Origin of the sequence: Sneathiella sp. (assembly GCF_002694385.1) — a bacterium.
GTDB lineage: Bacteria > Pseudomonadota > Alphaproteobacteria > Sneathiellales > Sneathiellaceae > Sneathiella.
Map to the genome: position 1 here is coordinate 276,193 of NZ_NZMB01000010.1, position 19,178 is coordinate 295,370.

Genomic DNA, 19,178 nt, shown 5'->3' on the forward strand with positions numbered 1-19,178 from the left:
CCGTGGCCTTTATCAAGAACAAGGAGCCCGCGGCCGAACCCTTCAAGCGTGCCGTCACCGCAACGATGCGGGCGATGGCGCGGGAAAAGGAATTGCAGGTCACATACGGCAATGATGCGCCGGGGATCAGCGGTGATCGCGCCCGCTTGCCCAATCCGGCGCGCGACCTGCCGGTGGAGGATGTTCGCCTTGTGCGCGGCATTGCCGACAGCCTCGCCCTCCGCAAGCGCTATCATGACGATGGGCTGCATGCCCGCTACGCACCGGAGGGCGGTGATGCCCGCGCGGTTTTTGATGCCATCGAACAGGCCCGCGTGGAAGCCATTGGCGCGGGGCGCATGAAGGGCGTCGCCGACAATCTCTTCAGCCGGCTCGACAACCACTGCCGGGAAAAGGGCTTCGATCGTGTGTTTGACAAGGCCGATGCCCCTATCGATGAAGTCATGGGGCTGCTCGCGCGGGAGAAGCTGGCGGGCATTCCCGTCCCGGACAGCGCAAAAGGCATGGTCGATCTGTGGCGCGGCGAGATTGAAGAGAAAAGCGGCGATGATTTTATCGAGTTGCTGGAAACTGTCCGCAGCCAGAAGGAATTCGCCAGCGCCGCCCGCAAGCTGCTGAAAGATCTCGACCTGATCGACGACGCCGAAGGGGAATTCTCCGACAACGAGGATAACGCTGACGGCGATCAGGGCGAACAGGAGCCGGACGCCGAAACCAGCGGCGCGGAAGGCGACGATGAAGCGCAGGACGCGAGCGCCGCCGAGGATGCCAACACCCAGGAAGGCGCAGGCGAGGACGGCAGCGATACAGAGGCGGGCGAAAGCGCCGATATGGAGGCAAGCAGCACCGGCGATGAGGCCGGGCGCGACCGCCGCCCCGTCTATCCCGATGACTTCCGCAATGCGCCCGAGGCCGCCGTCTATAAGGCCTTCACAACGGAATTCGACGAAGTTATCCAGGCTTCCGACCTTTGCGAACCTGCCGAACTCGCCCGGCTGCGCCAGCAGCTGGACCAGCAGATGACCAACCTGCACAGCCTGATCAGCAAACTCGCCAACCGGCTGCAACGCAAATTGCAGGCGCAGCAGAACCGCTCCTGGGAGTTCGATCTGGATGAGGGGATTCTCGATGCCGCCCGCCTGTCGCGGGTCGTCGTCGATCCGCAGCTCCCCCTTTCCTTCAAGATCGAAAAGGACACGGATTTCCGCGACACCGTCGTGACACTCCTGATCGACAATTCGGGCTCCATGCGCGGGCGGCCGATTTCCGTCGCCGCCATGTGCGCGGATGTGCTGGCCCGCACGTTAGAGCGCTGCTCGGTCAAGGTGGAAATCCTCGGTTTTACGACCCGCGCCTGGAAAGGTGGCCAATCGCGTGAGAAATGGTTGCAGGAGGGCAAGAGCCCCAATCCCGGCCGCCTCAATGACCTCCGGCATATTGTCTATAAATCAGCGGACTTTCCCTACCGGCGGGCGCGGCAGTCGCTTGGTTTAATGCTGCGGGAGGGGTTGCTGAAAGAGAATATCGACGGCGAAGGTCTGCTCTGGGCGCATAACCGGCTGCTTGGCCGTCCGGAACAGCGGCGCATCCTGATGGTGATTTCCGACGGCGCACCGGTCGATGACAGCACGCTGTCCGTCAATCCGGGCAACTATCTCGACAAGCATCTCAGGGATATGATCAAGTGGATCGAAACCCGCTCACCGGTCGAGCTGATCGCCATCGGCATCGGCCATGACGTCACCCGCTATTACCAGCAGGCCGTCACCATCATCGACGCCGAGCAGCTGGGTGGCGTGATGATGGAGCAGCTTGCCGATCTGTTCGACGAGAACAAACCTTCCCGGCGCGACAAGGGCGACCGCTGGTAAGGATCAGCCCTTCAGATTGCTGTTGAAAAAGCCAAGGCTGCGCGACCAGGCAAGCTGCGCATCTTCCTGATCGTACCGGGCACCGGACGGGTTGGCGAAGGCGTGATCCGCATCATACCAGAAGACTTCTGGCGCGGGCTGACCGGCAAGCTTCATCTGCTCGACAAAACCGTCCACCATTTCCTTGTTGATCCATTTGTCCTTTTCAGCGAAATGCCCCATCACCGGGCCTTTCAGCGCCTTGAGGGCCGCCGCTTCGCGGGCAACGCTGCCGTAATAAACGATTGTCGCCTCGACCGGCGTGGCGATGGACGCATTCAGCGACCAGCCGCCGCCAAAGCACCAGCCGATGGTCCCGACATGATCGGTGGTTTTCTCATTGGCGCGGGCCCAGGCCACCCATTTCTGCAAGGTTTCCGTCGCCAGCTCCGGCTTGACCGCCTTCATATATTGCCCGGCCTCATCAGGGGTCGCGGCGACCTTCCCGTTATACATATCCACGGCAAGGGCGACATAGCCTTCACGGGCGAGTTCCGCCGCGACAGCCTTGATCTGATCATTCAGGCCCCACCATTCATGGATCAGCAGAACGGACGGCGCCGGTGTCACTTCGGGATAAATCACGGAAGCGGCCACCGACTGACCGCCATCGAGCGTTATGCTCACGTCCTCGGTCATATCGGCCGCCGCCCGCGCCAGAATGGGATCAGCCAGAATTGCGGCAAGCGGCAGGGTCGCCGCGCCCTTCACGATATCACGCCGTGCATACATGATGTGTCTCTCCTGTCAGAATATTATTTAAAGTCTGTGACAGAGAAGATAGGACGCCCGCATTCGGGAGGCAAACAGGAGATTAAAAAACGGGCGGGAATTGCTTCCCGCCCGCGTTTGTAACGTTATCCGGAAGCCGGATTATGCAGAAGCCGTTGCTTTTCTGATTTCGCGCTTTACCCGCTGGGCCTGCGTGGAGAGATTCTCGTCACGTGACTTCAGGAGGAATTTGTCGAGACCGCCATTATGTTCGACGGAGCGCAGGGCGGCAGCCGACACTTTCAGGCTGAAGGAACGGCCGAGCGACTCGGACATCAAACGGACTTCCTGCACATTCGGCAAAAACCGGCGACGGGTCTTGTTGTTCGCATGGCTGACATTATTGCCTGCCTGAACACCCTTACCTGTCAATTCGCAACGACGTGCCATTATGGACCTCTTTAACCAAATAAATAGGAATGCCGCCGCAAAGCGACGAACGTGAGGACGCTATTTAAGGAATGGCAGCGCATCCGTCAAGCATATAAGGCACAACATCGGCCTATTTTCCCAAAAACACCTTCAGAAGCTCCTCCGCGGCGGCGGCGGGAGCAATGCGGGCACTGCGCACATCTTCTTCCATCGTCTGCAGGCGCGCGGAAACCCCCTCATGCGCCCGGAACCGGGACATCAGGGAATCACCCAGTTCCGACCACATCCAGGAAACCGCCTGCTCGCGGCGCTGTTCCACTAGCTCCCCTTCCGCTTCGCGGGCTTCGCGATACTGGCCGATTGTCTCCCACAGCTTGTCGATGCCGATTTTGTTGAGGGAGGAAACCATCAGGACTTTCGGCTTCCAGTGCTTGCTTTTGGGCCGCATTAGGCCAAGGGCGCCCTTATATTCCCCGGCCGCGCGGGACGCCGCTGGCTTCAGATCCCCATCGGCCTTGTTGATGACAACGATATCCGCAAGCTCCATCACGCCGCGTTTGATGCCCTGCAGCTCATCGCCGCCGCCCGGTGCAAGAAGCAGCAGGAACACATCCGACATTTCGGCGACCGTCGTCTCCGACTGTCCAACGCCAACTGTCTCGACCAGCACGACATCAAAGCCCGCCGCTTCGGTCAGCAGCATGGCCTCCCGCGTGCGCCTTGCGACACCGCCGAGCGATCCGCCGGAGGGGGATGGCCGGATAAAGGCGTTGGGATCGCGCACCAGCTCCTCCATCCGCGTCTTGTCGCCGAGGATGGAGCCGCCGCTCCGCCGGGAAGAGGGGTCAATCGGCAGGACGGCGACCTTGTGCCCCTCTGCCGTCAAGAGCTTACCGAATGTCTCGATAAAGGTGGATTTACCGACGCCCGGCGTGCCCGAAATGCCAATCCGGACGGAATTGCCCGTATGGGGCAGGCAACGGCTTAACAATGCCTGCGCCATGTCGCGGTGATCGGGGCGGATTGATTCCACCAGCGTGATGGCCCGCGCCAGCGCCCGGCGGTCCCCCTTAAGCAGCCGTTCGGCGATATCATCGACAAATGCTGCGGTATTTTTTGCCATGTCATTCATAGCCTTGGGTATGGGAAAATCCCGCGCTTTCGTCAAGTCAATTGAAAGCCCTACCGGTTTTTATCAAACCGTCCTATCCTTGTCGCATGAGAACCCGGAGGAAATCATGATCAGCGCCATCCAGACGGTTGAAATGCATACGGGCGGCGAGCCACTGCGTATCGTGACGGACGGCATACCGGTGCCGGAAGGGCGGACCCTGCTGGACAAGCGCGCCTATTTGCGGGATCACGCGGATCAGTACCGCAAATTCCTGATGTTTGAACCCCGCGGCCACAAGGATATGTATGGCGCGCTACTGGTCCCCCCGGATCATCCGGAGGCCGATATTGCTGTCATCTTCATGCATAATGAAGGCTACAGCACTATGTGCGGCCATGCCATTATCGCCCTTGGACGCTATGTTCTAGATTACGGGCTGAAGGTGAAGGAAACGGATGAAACACCGGTCAATATCCAGTGCCCCTGCGGACTGGTTCGCGCAGTGGTCGAGACAAAGGAGGGGGTGACCGGCGCCGTCCGCTTCGAAAGTGTCCCTGCCTTCGCCTACAAGCTCGGGCAGTTCGTGGAGACAAGGGAATATGGCCCGGTTGAGATTGATATCGGCTATGGCGGAGCCTTTTATGCGGTTCTGGAGGCGGCAACCATCGGTCTTGATGTCAGGAACTCGCCTGCCCGCGATCTGACGGCGGCGGGGGCGGCGATTAGCGAAGCGGTCAAGGCGCAAATCCCCATCAGCCATCCGGAAGAAGCCGATCTCGGCTTCCTCTATGGCACCATCCTCACCGATGGAAAAACCGGCAGAGACGGAAATTCGAGCGCCAATATCTGCATTTTTGCCGACCAGCAGGTGGATCGCAGCCCAACAGGTTCGGGCGTGACGGCCCGTATGGCCCTTATGGCGGCCCGTGGAGAGATGGCAGCAGGAGAAACCGCGATCTTCGAGAGTATCACCGGCACCCGTTTCAACGGGAAAATCCTGCGCGAAACAAAAGTCGGCCCGCATGCCGCTGTCACGGTGGAGGTAACTGGCCATGCCTATTATTCCGGAACGGCGGAATTTACCTATGAAGATGGCGATCCGCTGGCGGGCGGGTTTCTGCTAAGGTGACATCATGAGCGGAAATAAACTTAACAAAGCGGCTGAAACGGTATTGGAAGCGGCCTATGCCCCCTACTCCGGCTTTCGCGTCGGCGCAGCCGTTGTGACGGAAAGTGGCGTGGTTCATACCGGCTGCAATGTGGAAAATGCCTCCTACGGCCTCACCCTCTGTGCGGAACGGAACGCGATCGCCCGCGCCGTCGCCGCAGAAGGGCCCGCCATGAAAATCCGTGAAATATATATCACTAACCGCACCGCTTCCGGTGTCGCCGTTCCCTGCTCCCCCTGCGGGGCCTGCCGCCAGGTGATAGCCGAATTCGCGACCGCCGATACCCTTATCCACTATCACGGTGAAGACGGCATCGTCTGCAAAACCATGGCGGAACTGCTACCCGACAGTTTCACCTTCAGCCGCTAACCTCTCGCCCCTTCAAATCCGGCAATAAAGCTGGCGATATTAGCGCCGAGATAATCGCGGTTATATCCCCCTTCCTGCACCAGTACCGTCGGCATATCGAGACGGGCAATAGCGGCGGCGATACGCGAAAACCCTTTCGTACTGATCGAGAGGCCGATCAGCGGGTCCTTTTCGAACGCATCAAGGCCAAGGGCGACAAACAGCACATCGGGCGCATAGGCCCTGAGGGCGGTGAGCGCCTCTTCCAGATAGGTGAGATATGCGTCATCGGCCGTTTCTGGCGGTAGCGGCAGGTTCAGGTTATAGCCCTCACCGGCCGCGCTTCCCCGCTCATGGGCATAGCCGGCAAAGTAAGGGTAAAAATCCGTCGGATCACAATGAAGCGAGATCATGAACACATCCGCCCGGTCATAAAAGATGCCCTGTGTCCCGTTGCCGTGATGTACATCCACATCCAGAATGGCGACACGGGAAACACTGCCGCGCGCATATTCAGCGGCAATGGCGATATTGTTGAGAAAACAGAACCCACCCGCCTGATCCTTGAAGGCATGATGCCCCGGCGGACGGCAGAGCGCATAGGCGGCCCGTTTTGCAGGGACATCCTCCAGCACATGGCGCGTTGCCGTCAGCGCCACATTATTTGCGGCAACTGCGGCCTGCCATGTTGAGGGACCAATCGGCGCTGAAATATCGGTCGTGTAATAGCCGACCTCCCCGACGATGCCCCGCGGCATGGAGGACATATGCCGCCCCGGATGAATGTTGGGAAGGACTTCCTTGCCCCCCAATTCACCGGCGATCCAGCGGGCATGGATGGTTTCCAGAAAATGGAGATAGCCCGGCGTATGAACCGCGGCGCGCGGGGCAGGGCCGAAATCCTCCGGCGCGACAATCTCGTGCCCGGCCTCTTTCAGGCCGCCGACAAGCGCCTCCGCCCGCGATGGCACTTCCTGCGGCTCGTGAAACGTTCCGCCCTTGAAATAGGTTTTCGGATCATGCAACGCATGATCCGGGCTGTAGACGATTTTCATGACTCCCTCCCCCGTCTGTGCGGTCCCTGATGGGGATCATACCGCGACAGGCAGGGTCAAGGTCAAGCCGCCTTGCGCCGCTTGCGGATCAGGTCGAGGACTTTTGCGGCAGACTCAGGGATATTGGTCCCCGGGCCAAAGATGGCGGCAACGCCCGCATCATAAAGTGCCTGATAATCCTGCGCCGGGATAACACCGCCACAAATGACCAGAATGTCATCCGCGCCCTGCTTCTTCAGCTCGGCAATGATCTGCGGCACCAGCGTCTTGTGACCCGCCGCCAGCGACGAAATGCCGATGACATGCACGTCACTTTCGATGGCGTCCTGTGCGGCTTCCGCAGGGGTCTGGAACAAGGGCCCGACATCGACGTCAAAACCGATATCGGCGAAGGCCGTGGCAACCACTTTGGCGCCGCGGTCGTGACCATCCTGACCAACCTTCACAACGAGCATACGGGGACGGCGCCCCTCTTCTGCCGTAAAGGCGTCGATATCCGCAGCAATTTGCATGAATCCCTTGTCCCCTTCATAAGCGGAGCCATAAACGCCGGAAATTGAACGGATTTCCGCACGATGGCGGGTAAAGACTTTTTCCATGGCATCGGAAATCTCGCCAACCGTCGCCCGCGCCCGTGCCGCATTGACACTAAGCTCCAGCAGATTGGCATTGCCTTCCGCGCCCTTTGTAAGGGCCTCCAGCGCCGCCTGACAGGCGGCTTCATCCCGGCTTGCGCGGATTTTCTCAAGGCGGGCAACCTGCTGACGCAGCACTTCGGTATTATCCACATCGAGAATTTCGATATTGCTGTCGTCCTTGTCGATCCGGTATTTGTTAACGCCGACAATCACCTCTTCGCCCCGGTCGATCCGGGCCTGACGGCGGGCGGCTGATTCCTCGATTCTTAGCTTTGGCATACCGCTTTCAACGGCTTTGGTCATGCCGCCCATTTCCTCAACTTCCTCGATCAGCTTCCAGGCTTCCTCGACAAGGGAATTGGTCAGGCTTTCGACATAATAGCTGCCACCAAGCGGATCAATCACATGGGGGACGCCGGTTTCCTCCGACAGGATTAGCTGCGTATTGCGGGCAATACGGGCTGAAAAGTCGGTCGGCAGGGCAATCGCCTCGTCCAGCGCATTGGTATGCAGGCTCTGCGTTCCGCCAAGAACGGCCGCCATGGCCTCATAGGCCGTGCGGATGACGTTGTTATAGGGGTCCTGCTCGGTCAGGCTGACGCCTGATGTCTGACAATGGGTCCGCAGCATCAAAGAGCTCTGGTTTTTTGGCTCGAACTCCTTGATCATCCGCGCCCACAGGATGCGGGCCGCACGAAGTTTCGCGATTTCCATAAAGAAGTTCATGCCAATGGCAAAAAAGAAGCTGAGGCGCGGCGCGAAATCGTCGATCTTCAATCCGCTCGCCATGGCAGCGCGGGCATATTCCAGCCCGTCCGCAAGGGTGAAGGCCAGTTCCTGCACCTGTGTCGCGCCCGCTTCCTGCATATGATAGCCGGAAATGGAAATGGAGTTGAAGCGGGGCATTTTGGCCGATGTATAGCCGATGATATCCCCGATAATCCGCATGCTGGGTTCCGGCGGGTAGATATAAGTGTTGCGGACCATAAACTCCTTCAGAATATCATTCTGGATGGTCCCGGCCAGCTTGTCCGGCGACACGCCCTGCTCTTCCGCGGCAACGATATAGTTTGCCATGATCGGCAGAACCGCACCGTTCATCGTCATGGAAACGGACATTTCATCGAGCGGAATGCCATCGAACAGGATTTTCATATCCTCGACACTGTCGATGGCAACGCCCGCCTTGCCGACATCGCCGACGACGCGCGGATGATCCGAATCATACCCGCGGTGGGTCGCCAGATCGAAAGCGACGGAAAGGCCTTTCTGCCCCGCCGCCAGGTTGCGCCGATAAAAGGCGTTCGATTCTTCGGCCGTCGAAAAGCCGGCATATTGGCGAATCGTCCACGGGCGGTTCGCATACATGGTGGCGCGCACGCCCCGTTTGAACGGGGCAACCCCGGGCAGATCATCGGCAATATCCAGATCGGCCGTATCCGCAGATGTGTATAGCGGCTTTACAGTAATGCCTTCGGGCGTTTCCCAGTTCAAATCGCTCGCCTTTCGGCCCCGCAATTCTTTTTCCGCCAGCTTTTCCCAGTCCGGCAATGTCTGCTTTGGAAAGTCGCTCATTCTTTCTATTCCACCTTTTATTATTCCGCCGTTCTGTCGCTGCCTGATGGCGCCCCGGTTTGGCCGGTTCGGCATGATTGTAACATAGCGCGGGAGCTATATCATAAATTTTCGCAAACACCAAACGAGCGTTAGCTTAACTCCACGCGCCGAAATCCGCCCGATTTCCGGATACGCTTCATATATATGGCACACCGGTCAAAGGGGGCGCCCGCCCGATATTTTTCAATTTTCCGACGGATACAGGAGATATTTTCGTCATAATCGCCATATAATGGGGCAGCAGCAGCGAACGGTGGATCCTCGACTTGCCGGAAGCGCTGAAATTAAGGTATGTGCGAGGCAACACTATGTCTCCACTGAGGAGCTGATCAGGAATGCATTCCGGCAACATATCTCCCCGGACGTTCAAGACAAGCCATGTTACCGCCATCCTGGGCCCGACCAATACCGGCAAAACCCATCTGGCGGTCGAGCGGATGATGGGACACCGGGACGGCGTGATCGGCCTGCCGCTCCGCCTGCTGGCCCGCGAGGTTTATGAGCGGGTCGTCGCGGTGAAGGGCGCCGCAAATGTTGCACTTGTCACGGGGGAGGAGAAAATCATCCCTCCGCAGGCCGCCTATTTCATCTGCACGGTGGAGGCGATGCCGCTCGACCGGGGATTTGAATTTCTGGCCGTTGATGAGATACAGCTCGCCGAAGATCCCGAGCGGGGGCATATCTTCACGGACCGCCTTCTCTACGCTCGCGGACGGGAAGAGACATTATTTCTTGGCGCGGAAACCATCCGGCCCTGGATCAAGCGACTGATACCGGACGCCTCCTTTGTAAGCCGCCCGCGTTTTTCAAAGCTGACCTATCGCGGCGCCAAGAAAATCTCCCGCCTGCGTCCCCGCACGGCCATCGTTGCCTTTTCATCAAGTGACGTCTATGCCATCGCTGAGCTGGTCCGGCGTCAGCGCGGCGGCGCGGCGGTTGTCATGGGCAGCCTGTCCCCGCGCACCCGCAATGCCCAGGTTGCCCTCTATCAGTCCGGGGATGTGGACTATCTGGTGGCAACCGACGCCATTGGCATGGGCCTCAACATGGATATCGACCATGTCGCCTTTGCGGGGACAGTGAAATATGACGGCGCCCTGTCACGCCGCCTGTATCCGACGGAATTCGCCCAGATTGCCGGGCGGGCCGGGCGGCATATGAACAATGGCAGCTTCGGCACCACCGCCAATGTGGAACCACTGGAAGAAGAGCTGATCGAGAAAATAGAGAACCATGAGTTTGATCCGGTGCGCAATATCCGCTGGCGCAATCAGGAGCTGGATTTCACAACGCCGCGTGATCTGCTCCGCTCCCTCGAAAAGCTGCCAACGATAGAGGGCATGATCTCTCCGCGTGAGCCGGATGACTATAATGCCTTTAAAACCCTGATCCGGGATGAGGAGATCAAAAGGCATTCACAATCAATGCTCAAGGTGCGTCAGTTATGGCATGTCTGTCAGGTGCCGGATTTTCGGAAAACCATGCATGATGCCCATGTCAGACTACTTGGGGAAATCTATATCCATCTTCAGGGAAAACAGGGAAAGCTGCCCACTGACTGGGTGGCTGGTCATCTGAAAAGCCTTGATAAAACCGATGGAGACATCGATACGCTCGCAACACGTATTGCTCATACGCGGACTTGGACGTATATTTCCCACGTTTCGGAGTGGATGGACGATTACCGGTACTGGCAGGATGCCGCGCGTGCCATAGAAGATAAACTTTCAGACGCTCTGCATGAGCGGCTGACCCAGAGATTTGTAGACCGCCGCACCGCGATGCTGGTGCGAAAACTGAAAGACAGAAGTCAATTGGAAGCACAGATTAACGACGCCGGAGAGGTCCATATCGAGGGACATTATCTCGGAACCCTCAAAGGCTTGAGATTTACCGCCGACACCAGCCTCAACAATACCGAAGCACGAACGCTTCGCAATGCCGGGAACAAGGCCGTCGCCGCCGAAATTGCAACCCGTGCGGCCCGCCTCGCGGCGGCGGAAGATGCGGACATCGCTCTCGATGAAACAGGCAAGGTCATCTGGCAGGAAACTCCCGTCGCCACGCTGGCAAAAGGGGAAAGTATTCTCAAGCCGCGCCTCATCCTGCTGGCCAGTGAACAGCTTAACGGTTCGGCGCAGGAAGCGGTGACCCGACGTCTCAATGACTGGCTCTCCGGCACAATCGAAAACCGCCTCAAGCCCCTCGTACAGCTCGAATCCCTGCCGCTTGCCGGACCTGCGCGCGGCATTGCCTTCCAGCTCAGTGAAAATCTTGGCGCCATGCAGCGCTTCAAACTCAACGACCAGATTCGCCTACTCGATAAAAAAGATTACGGGCGCCTCAAATTCGGCGGCATCCGGGTTGGCTATGAACATGTCTTTATGCCGATCCTGCTGAAACCCGATCCGACGGCACTGCGCTGCCTGCTCTGGGCTGTTTATCAGGAACGGCGTGAAATTCCACCCGCCCCGCCTGCAGGCCGGGTCTCCTTCGAGATCGACGGCAAACTGCCCTGGACCTATTATATGACAGCGGGTTATGCGGTTTTTGACAAGCTCGCCGTGCGTCTGGATATGCTCGACCGGTTGGCAAGCCTTCTCCGCCGCGCCTCGCGCGGGCTGCTGGAGACCACTCCGCCGCCCGCAACGGCTGAAGCCCCCTCGGAAGCCGCACCCGATACAGCGGCTGAAGCGACTGTGGATGTAACCGGCGAAAATTCAGCGGAAGTGCCGGAAAGCAACGCAGCAGCGCCGATTGCGGAGACTGGTACGGATGGCGCCGATGCCACGGCAAGCGTAAAAGAGGCGGAGATTGCCGCCCCTCAGGAAAGCGTCGCCGCGGCGACTGTAACGGCGGAAGGTGAAACCGAAGCACCGGCGGCCTCTTCCGGGGAGGAAGGAGCAACTCCAGCCGCAACGCCAGAAACATCGGCAAAGAAAAGGGACATGCCCCGCAATCTGCCGTTCAAGCCAACGCATGAAATGCTTTCCCTTGTCGGCACGACGCGGGAACAGTTTGCCTTGATTCTCGACAAGCTCGGCTATGTTGCGGAAGGCGAAGGGGAAGATCTCACCTATCGCAAAAAATCCTTCAAGAAAAAGGCCCGCGGCCCGCGCCCGCAACCGCAGAAGAATGAACAGAAGCCTACGGCGACTGACCGCAAGAAATCCAAAGGGAAACAGACCGAGCAAAAACGTCCGCAGGTGAAGGAGAAAGAAAAGGAGATCGACCCCGATTCACCCTTCGCCATTCTGAAGACCCTCGGCAAAAAATAGCGCATGAGTGAGGGCACCGGCACCGCTTCCTCCCCCAGCATTCGCGTCGATAAATGGCTCTGGTATGCACGCTTTTTCAAAAGCCGGTCGCTGGCGGCAAAGGTCGTGCAGTCCCGCAAGCTGCGCCTCAACAGCGTGATCGTGACGAAAGCCAGCGCCATGGTGAAACCCGACGATATCCTCACTTTCGCGCAAGGCAAGGCCATCCGCGTCATCCGCATTCTTGATATCGGCGCCCGGCGCGGCCCCGCCGCAGAGGCCCGGACTCTTTATGAGGATCTCGCCCCGATCGAGCGGAAAGCGGAGAGGGACCCCCCGGCGGCACCGGTTGCAACGCGGGACGCGGGTGCGGGACGGCCCACGAAAGCGGATCGGCGCGCGCTTGACAAATTGCGCGCGAAGATCGAGGAATAGGAAAATCGCGCCACAAAGGACATTCAGGTGAATACCACTACACCGTTCGACAAGTTTTTTACCGCATGGGATGCGGACGGCATCGGCTATTTCAAGGTTGCGCAGGTGTTCCTGAGCGAGACAGAAAATGCCAAGAAACTGGAAGCCGCCGCCAAAAGCGCCGCCCGCGATATCGAGGCGGAAGTCTTCTATGCCTGGAACCTCGGCAATCCTAGAAGCGATGCCTGGTGGCTCGGCTGGGGCGGCTATGATCTGGAAGAAGACATCCCTTTTTATGCCGCCATGTCCAGGCCGGAAGTACAGGAAAAAATCAACGCCTTCGATCCACGGGATAATGAATTTGAATGCGCCACGCTGGAGGAATATAAAGAGCTGCTGTTCAATGCCTATGATGAAGAACTCACTGCCGCTGAGCTGGTTCAGGGCTTCCGGGACTGGGTCCGCTCACTGGATAAGCCAGCGCAACAGACCCTGATGAAGGATTTGACGGGCTGGAAACAGAACGCGGAAACGCTATAAGCCAGAGGAACAGCTCATGCAATTTGCATTCGATCCCATCCCGACACCATCCCTCGCCATTCAGGGGAGTGATCTGCGCTATCCCGTCCGGCGGATTTTCTGCGTCGGGCGCAATTATGCCGATCACGCCCTCGAAATGGGGGGGGACCCCAATCGCGAGCCCCCTTTCTTCTTTACCAAACCGGCGGATGCCATTCTGGAAAGCGGTTCGGAAATGACCTATCCGAAGCTGACCGAAAAGCTGCATCACGAGCTGGAACTGGTGATCGCCATCGGCAAGGGCGGCGACAATATATCGAAGGACAAGGCGCGCGAACATATCTTCGGCTACGCCATCGGCATCGACATGACCCGCCGGGATTTGCAGGATGAGGCGAAGCAGACGCGTCGCCCCTGGGACAGCGGCAAGGCATTTGACCAGTCCGCCCCCTGCGGACCCATTACGCCTGCGGATCAGCTGGCCCACCCCGACGATTTGCAAATCAGTCTGACGGTCAATGGTGATGTGCGTCAATCCTCGTCAACGAACCGGCTCATCTGGACGATAGACGAAATCATTGAACATCTCTCGCACTCCTTCACGCTTGCGCCGGGGGATCTGATCTACAGCGGCACACCGGCAGGGGTCGGCCCGCTGGTTCCGGGAGATCATGTGGTCGCCACGGCCGAAGGGCTGGAGACGCTGGAGATCACCATAACAGGATAGTTTATTTTATTATCGCAAAGCCGACCGAATTGAATTCCCCGGCTATGGCGTTAAATCGACAGAATGGGATGGCAATCAACGCCATTCAAAACCGCACATGCACGGCAGGGGAGCCATGAAGAATTTGAACAGACTGTTTTTTTGCAGCCTTATTTTTGTCTCAGTCGCCTCCTGCGCGGGAAATCCCGACTATCTGCAAAGCAGCCTCACGCCTTATGCACCGGAAGATTGTAAACCCGTCGTCGAGCAGGAAATCGACCGCCTTGCCATTGACCGGGATAAAATAACCGGGACCGATTATCTCACCTCCTATCTATCGGATGGAGAGGTTGGCAACGACTATAATTATCAGGCCTGGATGCGCTTTAACAGCTGTACCGGGCATTATGTTGTCGACATGAACAAAGCCTGTCAGATCGAGCGCAGCTATGCCATGGGGAATTGCAGACTGGAAGATATTGTCGCCAGCAAATAACCCGCATAGAGGCTTCACCCGATATGGATTCTGCCGCATGTTAACCATAAGCCAATGATATGGCTTAATTTTCCATGATATTCAGATGCAAAAATGCTCCCATTTCGGTAATATCCATCGCATTTCGAGCGGTTTTTAACTTTTTTCGAAAAATTAGTTCAATTTTGATTGAAATTAACCATAAATCTTAGATTTTCTGTAGTTTCGCCGCTTTTTTCCCGTTAAAATACAGACTGCAATTTGACGCAGGTCGTCACGGTCGCAATAGCCGGATTGCGCCCAATCATCGAGGATGAAACGGAATAACGCACCATATGAGCTTCGCTCGACAAAATCCGGGAAAACCTCTCTTCAGCCAGGCGCAGATCATTTCCGCGCGGGAACGGGTGTTGCTCGCCGAGAACCGGCAGCTACGGGATCGTAACAGACGCCTGAAAGACGCCATGCTGACGCTGGTCGAGCGAATTGAAATGCAGCTTCCCTATCTCAAGGAAAAGGATGCGGCGTTTACAAAATCCAAACCGCAGGAAAATGCGCAAAGCCGGGTTCGTGAAGAAACATTCCGCGAGCGCTCCCGCCGGTATCAGGCGCAGCCACCGAAGATGGAGATTTTCGAAGCCGTCGAAGAACCCATCGAATTTGGAGAGCCGGCCCCGGAAATGCGCTTTGGCGGCAAAGCGGAGACCGCAACCCGCAAACAGGGGAAAAGCAAACCAACCGTTGCTGCCGATCCTGCCGCGGCGGATTATCATATTTCCCCTGATCTCGCGCCGGAAGAAATCGACATCCTGAAATCTCCGACGCGCGAACGGGTGCGTCAACGGCCGGTTCATCGGGAAACCGTCGAAGTCGTAGATTTGCATCCGGCTCGCAAAACCGGGAACGGGACGGCGGAACATTACGAAGCTGGCGGGACGGCGGCCTCCGATATTCCGGCATTCGAATTTTCTTCGGATGAGCCCATTGTCGATATTGATTTTGAGCGCAAAGAGACCCTTCGGGCAGCCATGCGCCGCCGGGTGAACCGCCTGCGCTGGTAAAAATCACAGACATCCGTTAGGTTGGACCGAACTGGCGAGATTTCGCCCGCTATCAACCAATAACCGATATGATGCCTGCATCGAACCACGATATGACGACCCTGCCCATTCTCTACAGTTTCCGCCGCTGTCCCTACGCCATGCGGGCGCGGATGGCTATTCTCGGCTCCGGCCGCCCGGTGGAGCTACGCAACATCCTGCTGAAGGACAAACCGCCGGAAATGCTGACGGCAAGCCCGAAGGGAACCGTTCCCGTCCTCGTCCTTGACAATGGCGACGTACTGGAAGAGAGCATTGATATCATGCTCTGGGCGCTGAGCGGGCACGACCCGGACGGTTGGCTGCCGCATGACCGCACGGCGTCGGACACGGCCTTCGATCTGATTGCGGAAAATGATGGCCACTTCAAAACAAATCTTGATCGCTACAAATACCATGTGCGTTTCCCGGATCATCCGAGGGAAGCCTATCGCGCGGAGGGGGAAGCTTTTCTCTCCCGGCTTGAACAGCGTCTCGCCTCCAACCGCTATCTGTTGGGAGAGCGGCAGACTCTTGCTGACATTGCCATCTTCCCCTTCATCCGCCAGTTCGCCAATGTCGATCCCGACTGGTTCGCCAACGCTCCCTATCCGAGGGTGCGGGCCTGGCTGACGGATTTTACAAACGGGACCGCCTTTCGGGACATCATGAAAAAGCGCCCGCTCTGGACGCCGGGAACCGTCGGCGAGCTGTTGCAAAAATCCGATGCAGCCTGAATATTTTCGCGATTCCGGGGCCAATTTCAGCCCCTGCGGTGCCTATCGCTACCGCCTCTGGCGGCGCTGGCGCAGCGGACCGGGCGTTGCCTTCATTATGCTGAACCCATCGACGGCGGACGCCACCCATAACGATCCGACCATCGAACGATGCCACCGCCGCGCCGTGGATATGGGGTTCGCCGCGCTGGATGTCATCAACATCTTCGCCTATCGAGCAACCGATCCCCGCAACCTCAAAGCGTGCGCACAACCCGTCGGTCCGGAGAATGATGCGGTCCTTATCGAAACGGCAAGATCAGCGGCAATGGTCATCTGTGCATGGGGAAGTCACGGGACCCATCAGGACCGACATCAGGAGGTAACAAAGCTGCTGAAGCAGCACGGGATTCGCCCCCATGTCCTTTCCTTGACAATGAAGGGACTGCCGGGCCACCCGCTCTATCTTTCCTATCGCAAACAGCCCGTTCCCTGGCCGAATTTCTAAGTCATCTGCCAAAAAAACATAAAAAACCGGAGAGGATGTCCCTCTCCGGTCCGATCATGTGTAACGGGCAGCCGATCAGGCCAGCGCCGCATAGCGTTTGAAATGATAGTCGGTATTGCCAAGAAGCATTTCAATGGTCATCAGACGCTTGAAATAGTGACCGATGGAATATTCATCCGTCATCCCCATGCCGCCATGCAGCTGCACTGCCTGCTCGCCGACGAATTTGGCGCCCTGGCCGATTTTCGCCTTGGCGGCGGCCACAGACCGGCGACGGTCCTGCACATCATCAAGACCCAGCTTCATCGCCACCATATCGGACATGGATTTGGATTGCTCCGCCTCCATATACATATCGACCATACGATGCTGCAAAACCTGGAACTTGCCGATTGGCGCCCCAAACTGTTTGCGCTCCTTAAGATATCCATTGGTGATCTCAATGGCCGCCTGCATCGCGCCAACCGCCTCTGCACAGAGGGCGGCAATGGCCCGGTCCACGATCTTTTCAATCACCGGGTAGGCCTTGCCTTCACTGCCCAGCAGCGCATCGGACCCGACTTTTACATTGTCAAGCGTCACATCGGCGGCCCGCTGACCATCGATTGTGCGATAATCGCGGCGGCTCAACCCTGCGGTATTATTATCCACGATGAAGAGGGAAATCCCATCCTCATCCCGGGAACTACCGCCGGTGCGGGCCGAGACGATAATCTTATCCGCCGTTGTCGCATGATAGACGACAGACTTATGGCCGTTCAAAACATAACCATCACCGGATTTTTTTGCCGTTGTTTCAACGTCATTGAGATCAAAGCGGGATTGCGGCTCCGCATAGGCGAAGGCAAGCATAAGTTCGCCTTCAATAACCGCCGGGATGATCGCTTCGATCTGGGTATCATTACCCGCCTCTGCAACCAGTCCGCCGCCCATGACTACCGTTGTCAGGAAAGGCTCCAGCACCAGACCGCGGCCCATGCTTTCCATCATGATCATGGTTTCGACAGCCGTGCCGCCAAAACCGCCCACCTCTTCGGAGAAAGGAAGTCCAAGCCATCCGAGCTCGGCCATCTTCTTCCAATGGTTGCGGCTGAAGCCCGTTTCCGTTTCAGAGAGCTTGGCCCGCGCTTCGGCGGAGTAGTTATCCTTAACAAACCGTTCGACGCTGTCTTTGAGCAGGTTCTGCTCATCGGAAAGTTCAAAGTCCATTTTTTAATTTCCTTATAATCCCAGAACCATTTTGGAGATGATGTTGCGCTGAATTTCGTTACTGCCGCCGTAGATCGTCGCCGCCCGCAAGTAAAGATGCTCTGCCATCGGCCCAAACCCATAATCCGGCCCGACCTGCGCTTCATTACGACCTTCGTAATTTTGCTCCGCTTCATATGGCGCGCCATACATGCCGAGGGATTCCACCAGCAGACTGGTCAGCCGTTGCTGGATTTCCGTTCCCTTGATTTTCAGAACGGACGGTTCCGCCGACAGATTCTTGCCATGCGACATCATCGATAGATACCGGAGTTCGGTATATTCCAGCGCCATCAGGTCAACCTCGATCCGGTTGAGCTTGTTCATGAAATCTGGATCTTCCGCAAGCGGGCGTCCCCCGCTCCGCTCGGTTTTGGCAATCACATGGAGCCGTTCGACCTGCCGCTTTGAACGGGCAACGCGCGCGATACCATTACGTTCGTTTCCAAGAAGGAATTTGGCGTAGGTCCATCCCTTGTTTTCTTCCCCGATCCGGTTCTTGACCGGAACACGGACGTCTTCAAAGAAGACCTCATTGAGGCTGTGTTCCTTATCGAGGCCGATAATCGGCTTCACGGTGATGCCCGGCGTTTTCATGTCAATGAGAAGGAAGGAAATTCCCTCCTGCTGCTTGACGGAGCTATCAGTGCGCACGAGACAGAAAATCATGTCCGCATTCTGCGCGAAGGTCGTCCAGATTTTCTGGCCGTTCACGATGTAATCATCCCCGTCGCGGACAGCTTTCGTCTGCAGGGATGCAAGGTCGGAACCCGAGCCCGGCTCGGAATAGCCCTGACACCACCAGTCATCGGAGTTCAGGATACGCGGCAGATAATAGTCCTTCTGCTCCTGATTACCGAAGGTATAGATCACCGGCCCAACCATACTTACCCCGAACGGCAGCGCGATCGGCGCCGAGGCATGCCCGAATTCATGGGCAGCAATATATTTCTGCGTGACGGTCCAGCCCGTGCCGCCATATTCCTTTGGCCAGTTCGGCGCCAACCAGCCTTTTTCGTTGAGAATTTTCTGCCAGCGAACCTGCCCTTCCTTGGTGGCATGTAGCCCGCGGTCAAAGCGTTCCTTCACGTCATCAGGCAGGGATGTCGCAAGAAATTCCCGCACCTCGTCGCGGAATGCCAAGTCTTCTTTACTAAATGATAGATCCATCCGGTTTCTCCATTATTTTCATGGGGTTCTTTGGGCCCATTTTGGGCCCATGCTAGGCTGGCTTTTCCTTCTTTGCAAGCATGGCTTTCATT

18 protein-coding genes are annotated in these 19,178 nt (G+C 57.5%); 11 read left to right on the forward strand and 7 right to left on the reverse strand.

Going from position 1 to position 19,178, the window contains the following annotated elements; all coding sequences use genetic code 11:
• Positions 1 to 2: 2 nt before the first annotated feature.
• Positions 3 to 1,871 carry a cobaltochelatase subunit CobT gene (gene cobT, locus CMN55_RS05960; protein ID WP_293948631.1) on the forward strand — a complete coding sequence of 623 codons (1,869 nt, stop codon included), beginning with the start codon at positions 3 to 5 and terminating at the stop codon, positions 1,869 to 1,871.
• 3 nt (positions 1,872 to 1,874) lie between these two features.
• Here cobT and CMN55_RS05965 read toward each other — a convergent pair whose 3' ends face one another.
• The 3 genes from CMN55_RS05965 to meaB form a co-directional block, all read right to left on the reverse strand.
• On the reverse strand, positions 1,875 to 2,642 hold the full coding sequence (locus CMN55_RS05965) for a dienelactone hydrolase family protein (protein ID WP_293948632.1): 768 nt from the start codon (positions 2,640 to 2,642) through the stop codon (positions 1,875 to 1,877).
• Between the two features lie 141 nt (positions 2,643 to 2,783).
• The gene (rpmB, locus tag CMN55_RS05970) at positions 2,784 to 3,071 is read right to left on the reverse strand and encodes a 50S ribosomal protein L28 (RefSeq protein WP_366931974.1); all 288 of its coding nucleotides are present in this window, start codon (positions 3,069 to 3,071) and stop codon (positions 2,784 to 2,786) included.
• A 112-nt stretch (positions 3,072 to 3,183) separates the two neighbouring features.
• Positions 3,184 to 4,176, reverse strand: coding sequence for a methylmalonyl Co-A mutase-associated GTPase MeaB (gene meaB, locus CMN55_RS05975; RefSeq protein ID WP_293948633.1), 993 nt, complete (start codon positions 4,174 to 4,176; stop codon positions 3,184 to 3,186).
• Positions 4,177 to 4,291: 115 nt separating this feature from the next.
• Here meaB and CMN55_RS05980 point away from each other — a divergent pair, with 115 nt between their 5' ends.
• Together CMN55_RS05980 and cdd are read left to right on the forward strand one after the other, a co-directional pair.
• Positions 4,292 to 5,296 carry a proline racemase family protein gene (locus tag CMN55_RS05980; RefSeq protein ID WP_293948634.1) on the forward strand — a complete coding sequence of 335 codons (1,005 nt, stop codon included), beginning with the start codon at positions 4,292 to 4,294 and terminating at the stop codon, positions 5,294 to 5,296.
• Between the two features lie 4 nt (positions 5,297 to 5,300).
• The gene (cdd, locus tag CMN55_RS05985) at positions 5,301 to 5,705 is read left to right on the forward strand and encodes a cytidine deaminase (protein ID WP_293948635.1); all 405 of its coding nucleotides are present in this window, start codon (positions 5,301 to 5,303) and stop codon (positions 5,703 to 5,705) included.
• Here cdd and CMN55_RS05990 read toward each other — a convergent pair.
• Both CMN55_RS05990 and scpA read right to left on the reverse strand, forming a co-directional pair.
• Positions 5,702 to 6,739, reverse strand: coding sequence for a histone deacetylase family protein (locus CMN55_RS05990; RefSeq protein WP_293948636.1), 1,038 nt, complete (start codon positions 6,737 to 6,739; stop codon positions 5,702 to 5,704). The genes cdd and CMN55_RS05990 overlap by 4 nt on opposite strands.
• Before the next feature lie 62 nt (positions 6,740 to 6,801).
• The gene (scpA, locus tag CMN55_RS05995) at positions 6,802 to 8,952 is read right to left on the reverse strand and encodes a methylmalonyl-CoA mutase (RefSeq protein WP_293948637.1); all 2,151 of its coding nucleotides are present in this window, start codon (positions 8,950 to 8,952) and stop codon (positions 6,802 to 6,804) included.
• Between the two features lie 377 nt (positions 8,953 to 9,329).
• Here scpA and CMN55_RS06000 point away from each other — a divergent pair, with 377 nt between their 5' ends.
• From CMN55_RS06000 to CMN55_RS06035, 8 genes are all read left to right on the forward strand, one after another.
• Positions 9,330 to 12,272: a helicase-related protein gene (locus CMN55_RS06000; RefSeq protein ID WP_293948638.1), complete on the forward strand. Its 2,943-nt coding sequence runs from the start codon at positions 9,330 to 9,332 to the stop codon at positions 12,270 to 12,272.
• Between the two features lie 3 nt (positions 12,273 to 12,275).
• Positions 12,276 to 12,686, forward strand: a complete 411-nt coding sequence (locus CMN55_RS06005; protein ID WP_293948639.1) for an RNA-binding S4 domain-containing protein — start codon at positions 12,276 to 12,278, stop codon at positions 12,684 to 12,686.
• Positions 12,687 to 12,713: 27 nt separating this feature from the next.
• A complete protein-coding gene (locus CMN55_RS06010; protein WP_293948640.1) occupies positions 12,714 to 13,205 on the forward strand; it encodes a hypothetical protein in 492 nt (163 codons plus the stop codon).
• 16 nt (positions 13,206 to 13,221) lie between these two features.
• Complete coding sequence (locus CMN55_RS06015; RefSeq protein WP_293948641.1) at positions 13,222 to 13,911, forward strand: fumarylacetoacetate hydrolase family protein; 690 nt, start codon at positions 13,222 to 13,224, stop codon at positions 13,909 to 13,911.
• 115 nt (positions 13,912 to 14,026) lie between these two features.
• A complete protein-coding gene (locus CMN55_RS06020; RefSeq protein WP_293948642.1) occupies positions 14,027 to 14,386 on the forward strand; it encodes a hypothetical protein in 360 nt (119 codons plus the stop codon).
• A 314-nt stretch (positions 14,387 to 14,700) separates the two neighbouring features.
• Entirely contained in the window at positions 14,701 to 15,426 is a 726-nt protein-coding gene (locus CMN55_RS06025; protein WP_293948643.1) for a hypothetical protein, read from the forward strand.
• 92 nt (positions 15,427 to 15,518) lie between these two features.
• A complete protein-coding gene (locus CMN55_RS06030) occupies positions 15,519 to 16,181 on the forward strand; it encodes a glutathione S-transferase (protein WP_293948644.1) in 663 nt (220 codons plus the stop codon).
• Positions 16,171 to 16,668: a DUF1643 domain-containing protein gene (locus CMN55_RS06035; protein ID WP_293948645.1), complete on the forward strand. Its 498-nt coding sequence runs from the start codon at positions 16,171 to 16,173 to the stop codon at positions 16,666 to 16,668. The genes CMN55_RS06030 and CMN55_RS06035 overlap by 11 nt, the downstream gene beginning before the upstream one ends.
• 75 nt (positions 16,669 to 16,743) lie before the next feature.
• On the opposite strand, the gene CMN55_RS06040 is transcribed toward CMN55_RS06035, so the two are convergent.
• Both CMN55_RS06040 and CMN55_RS06045 read right to left on the reverse strand, forming a co-directional pair.
• Positions 16,744 to 17,877, reverse strand: coding sequence for an acyl-CoA dehydrogenase family protein (locus CMN55_RS06040; RefSeq protein WP_293948646.1), 1,134 nt, complete (start codon positions 17,875 to 17,877; stop codon positions 16,744 to 16,746).
• A gap of 12 nt (positions 17,878 to 17,889) precedes the next feature.
• Positions 17,890 to 19,086 (reverse strand): acyl-CoA dehydrogenase family protein, encoded by a 1,197-nt coding sequence (locus CMN55_RS06045; RefSeq protein ID WP_293948647.1) that lies wholly within the window; start codon positions 19,084 to 19,086, stop codon positions 17,890 to 17,892.
• Positions 19,087 to 19,178 lie beyond the last annotated feature (92 nt).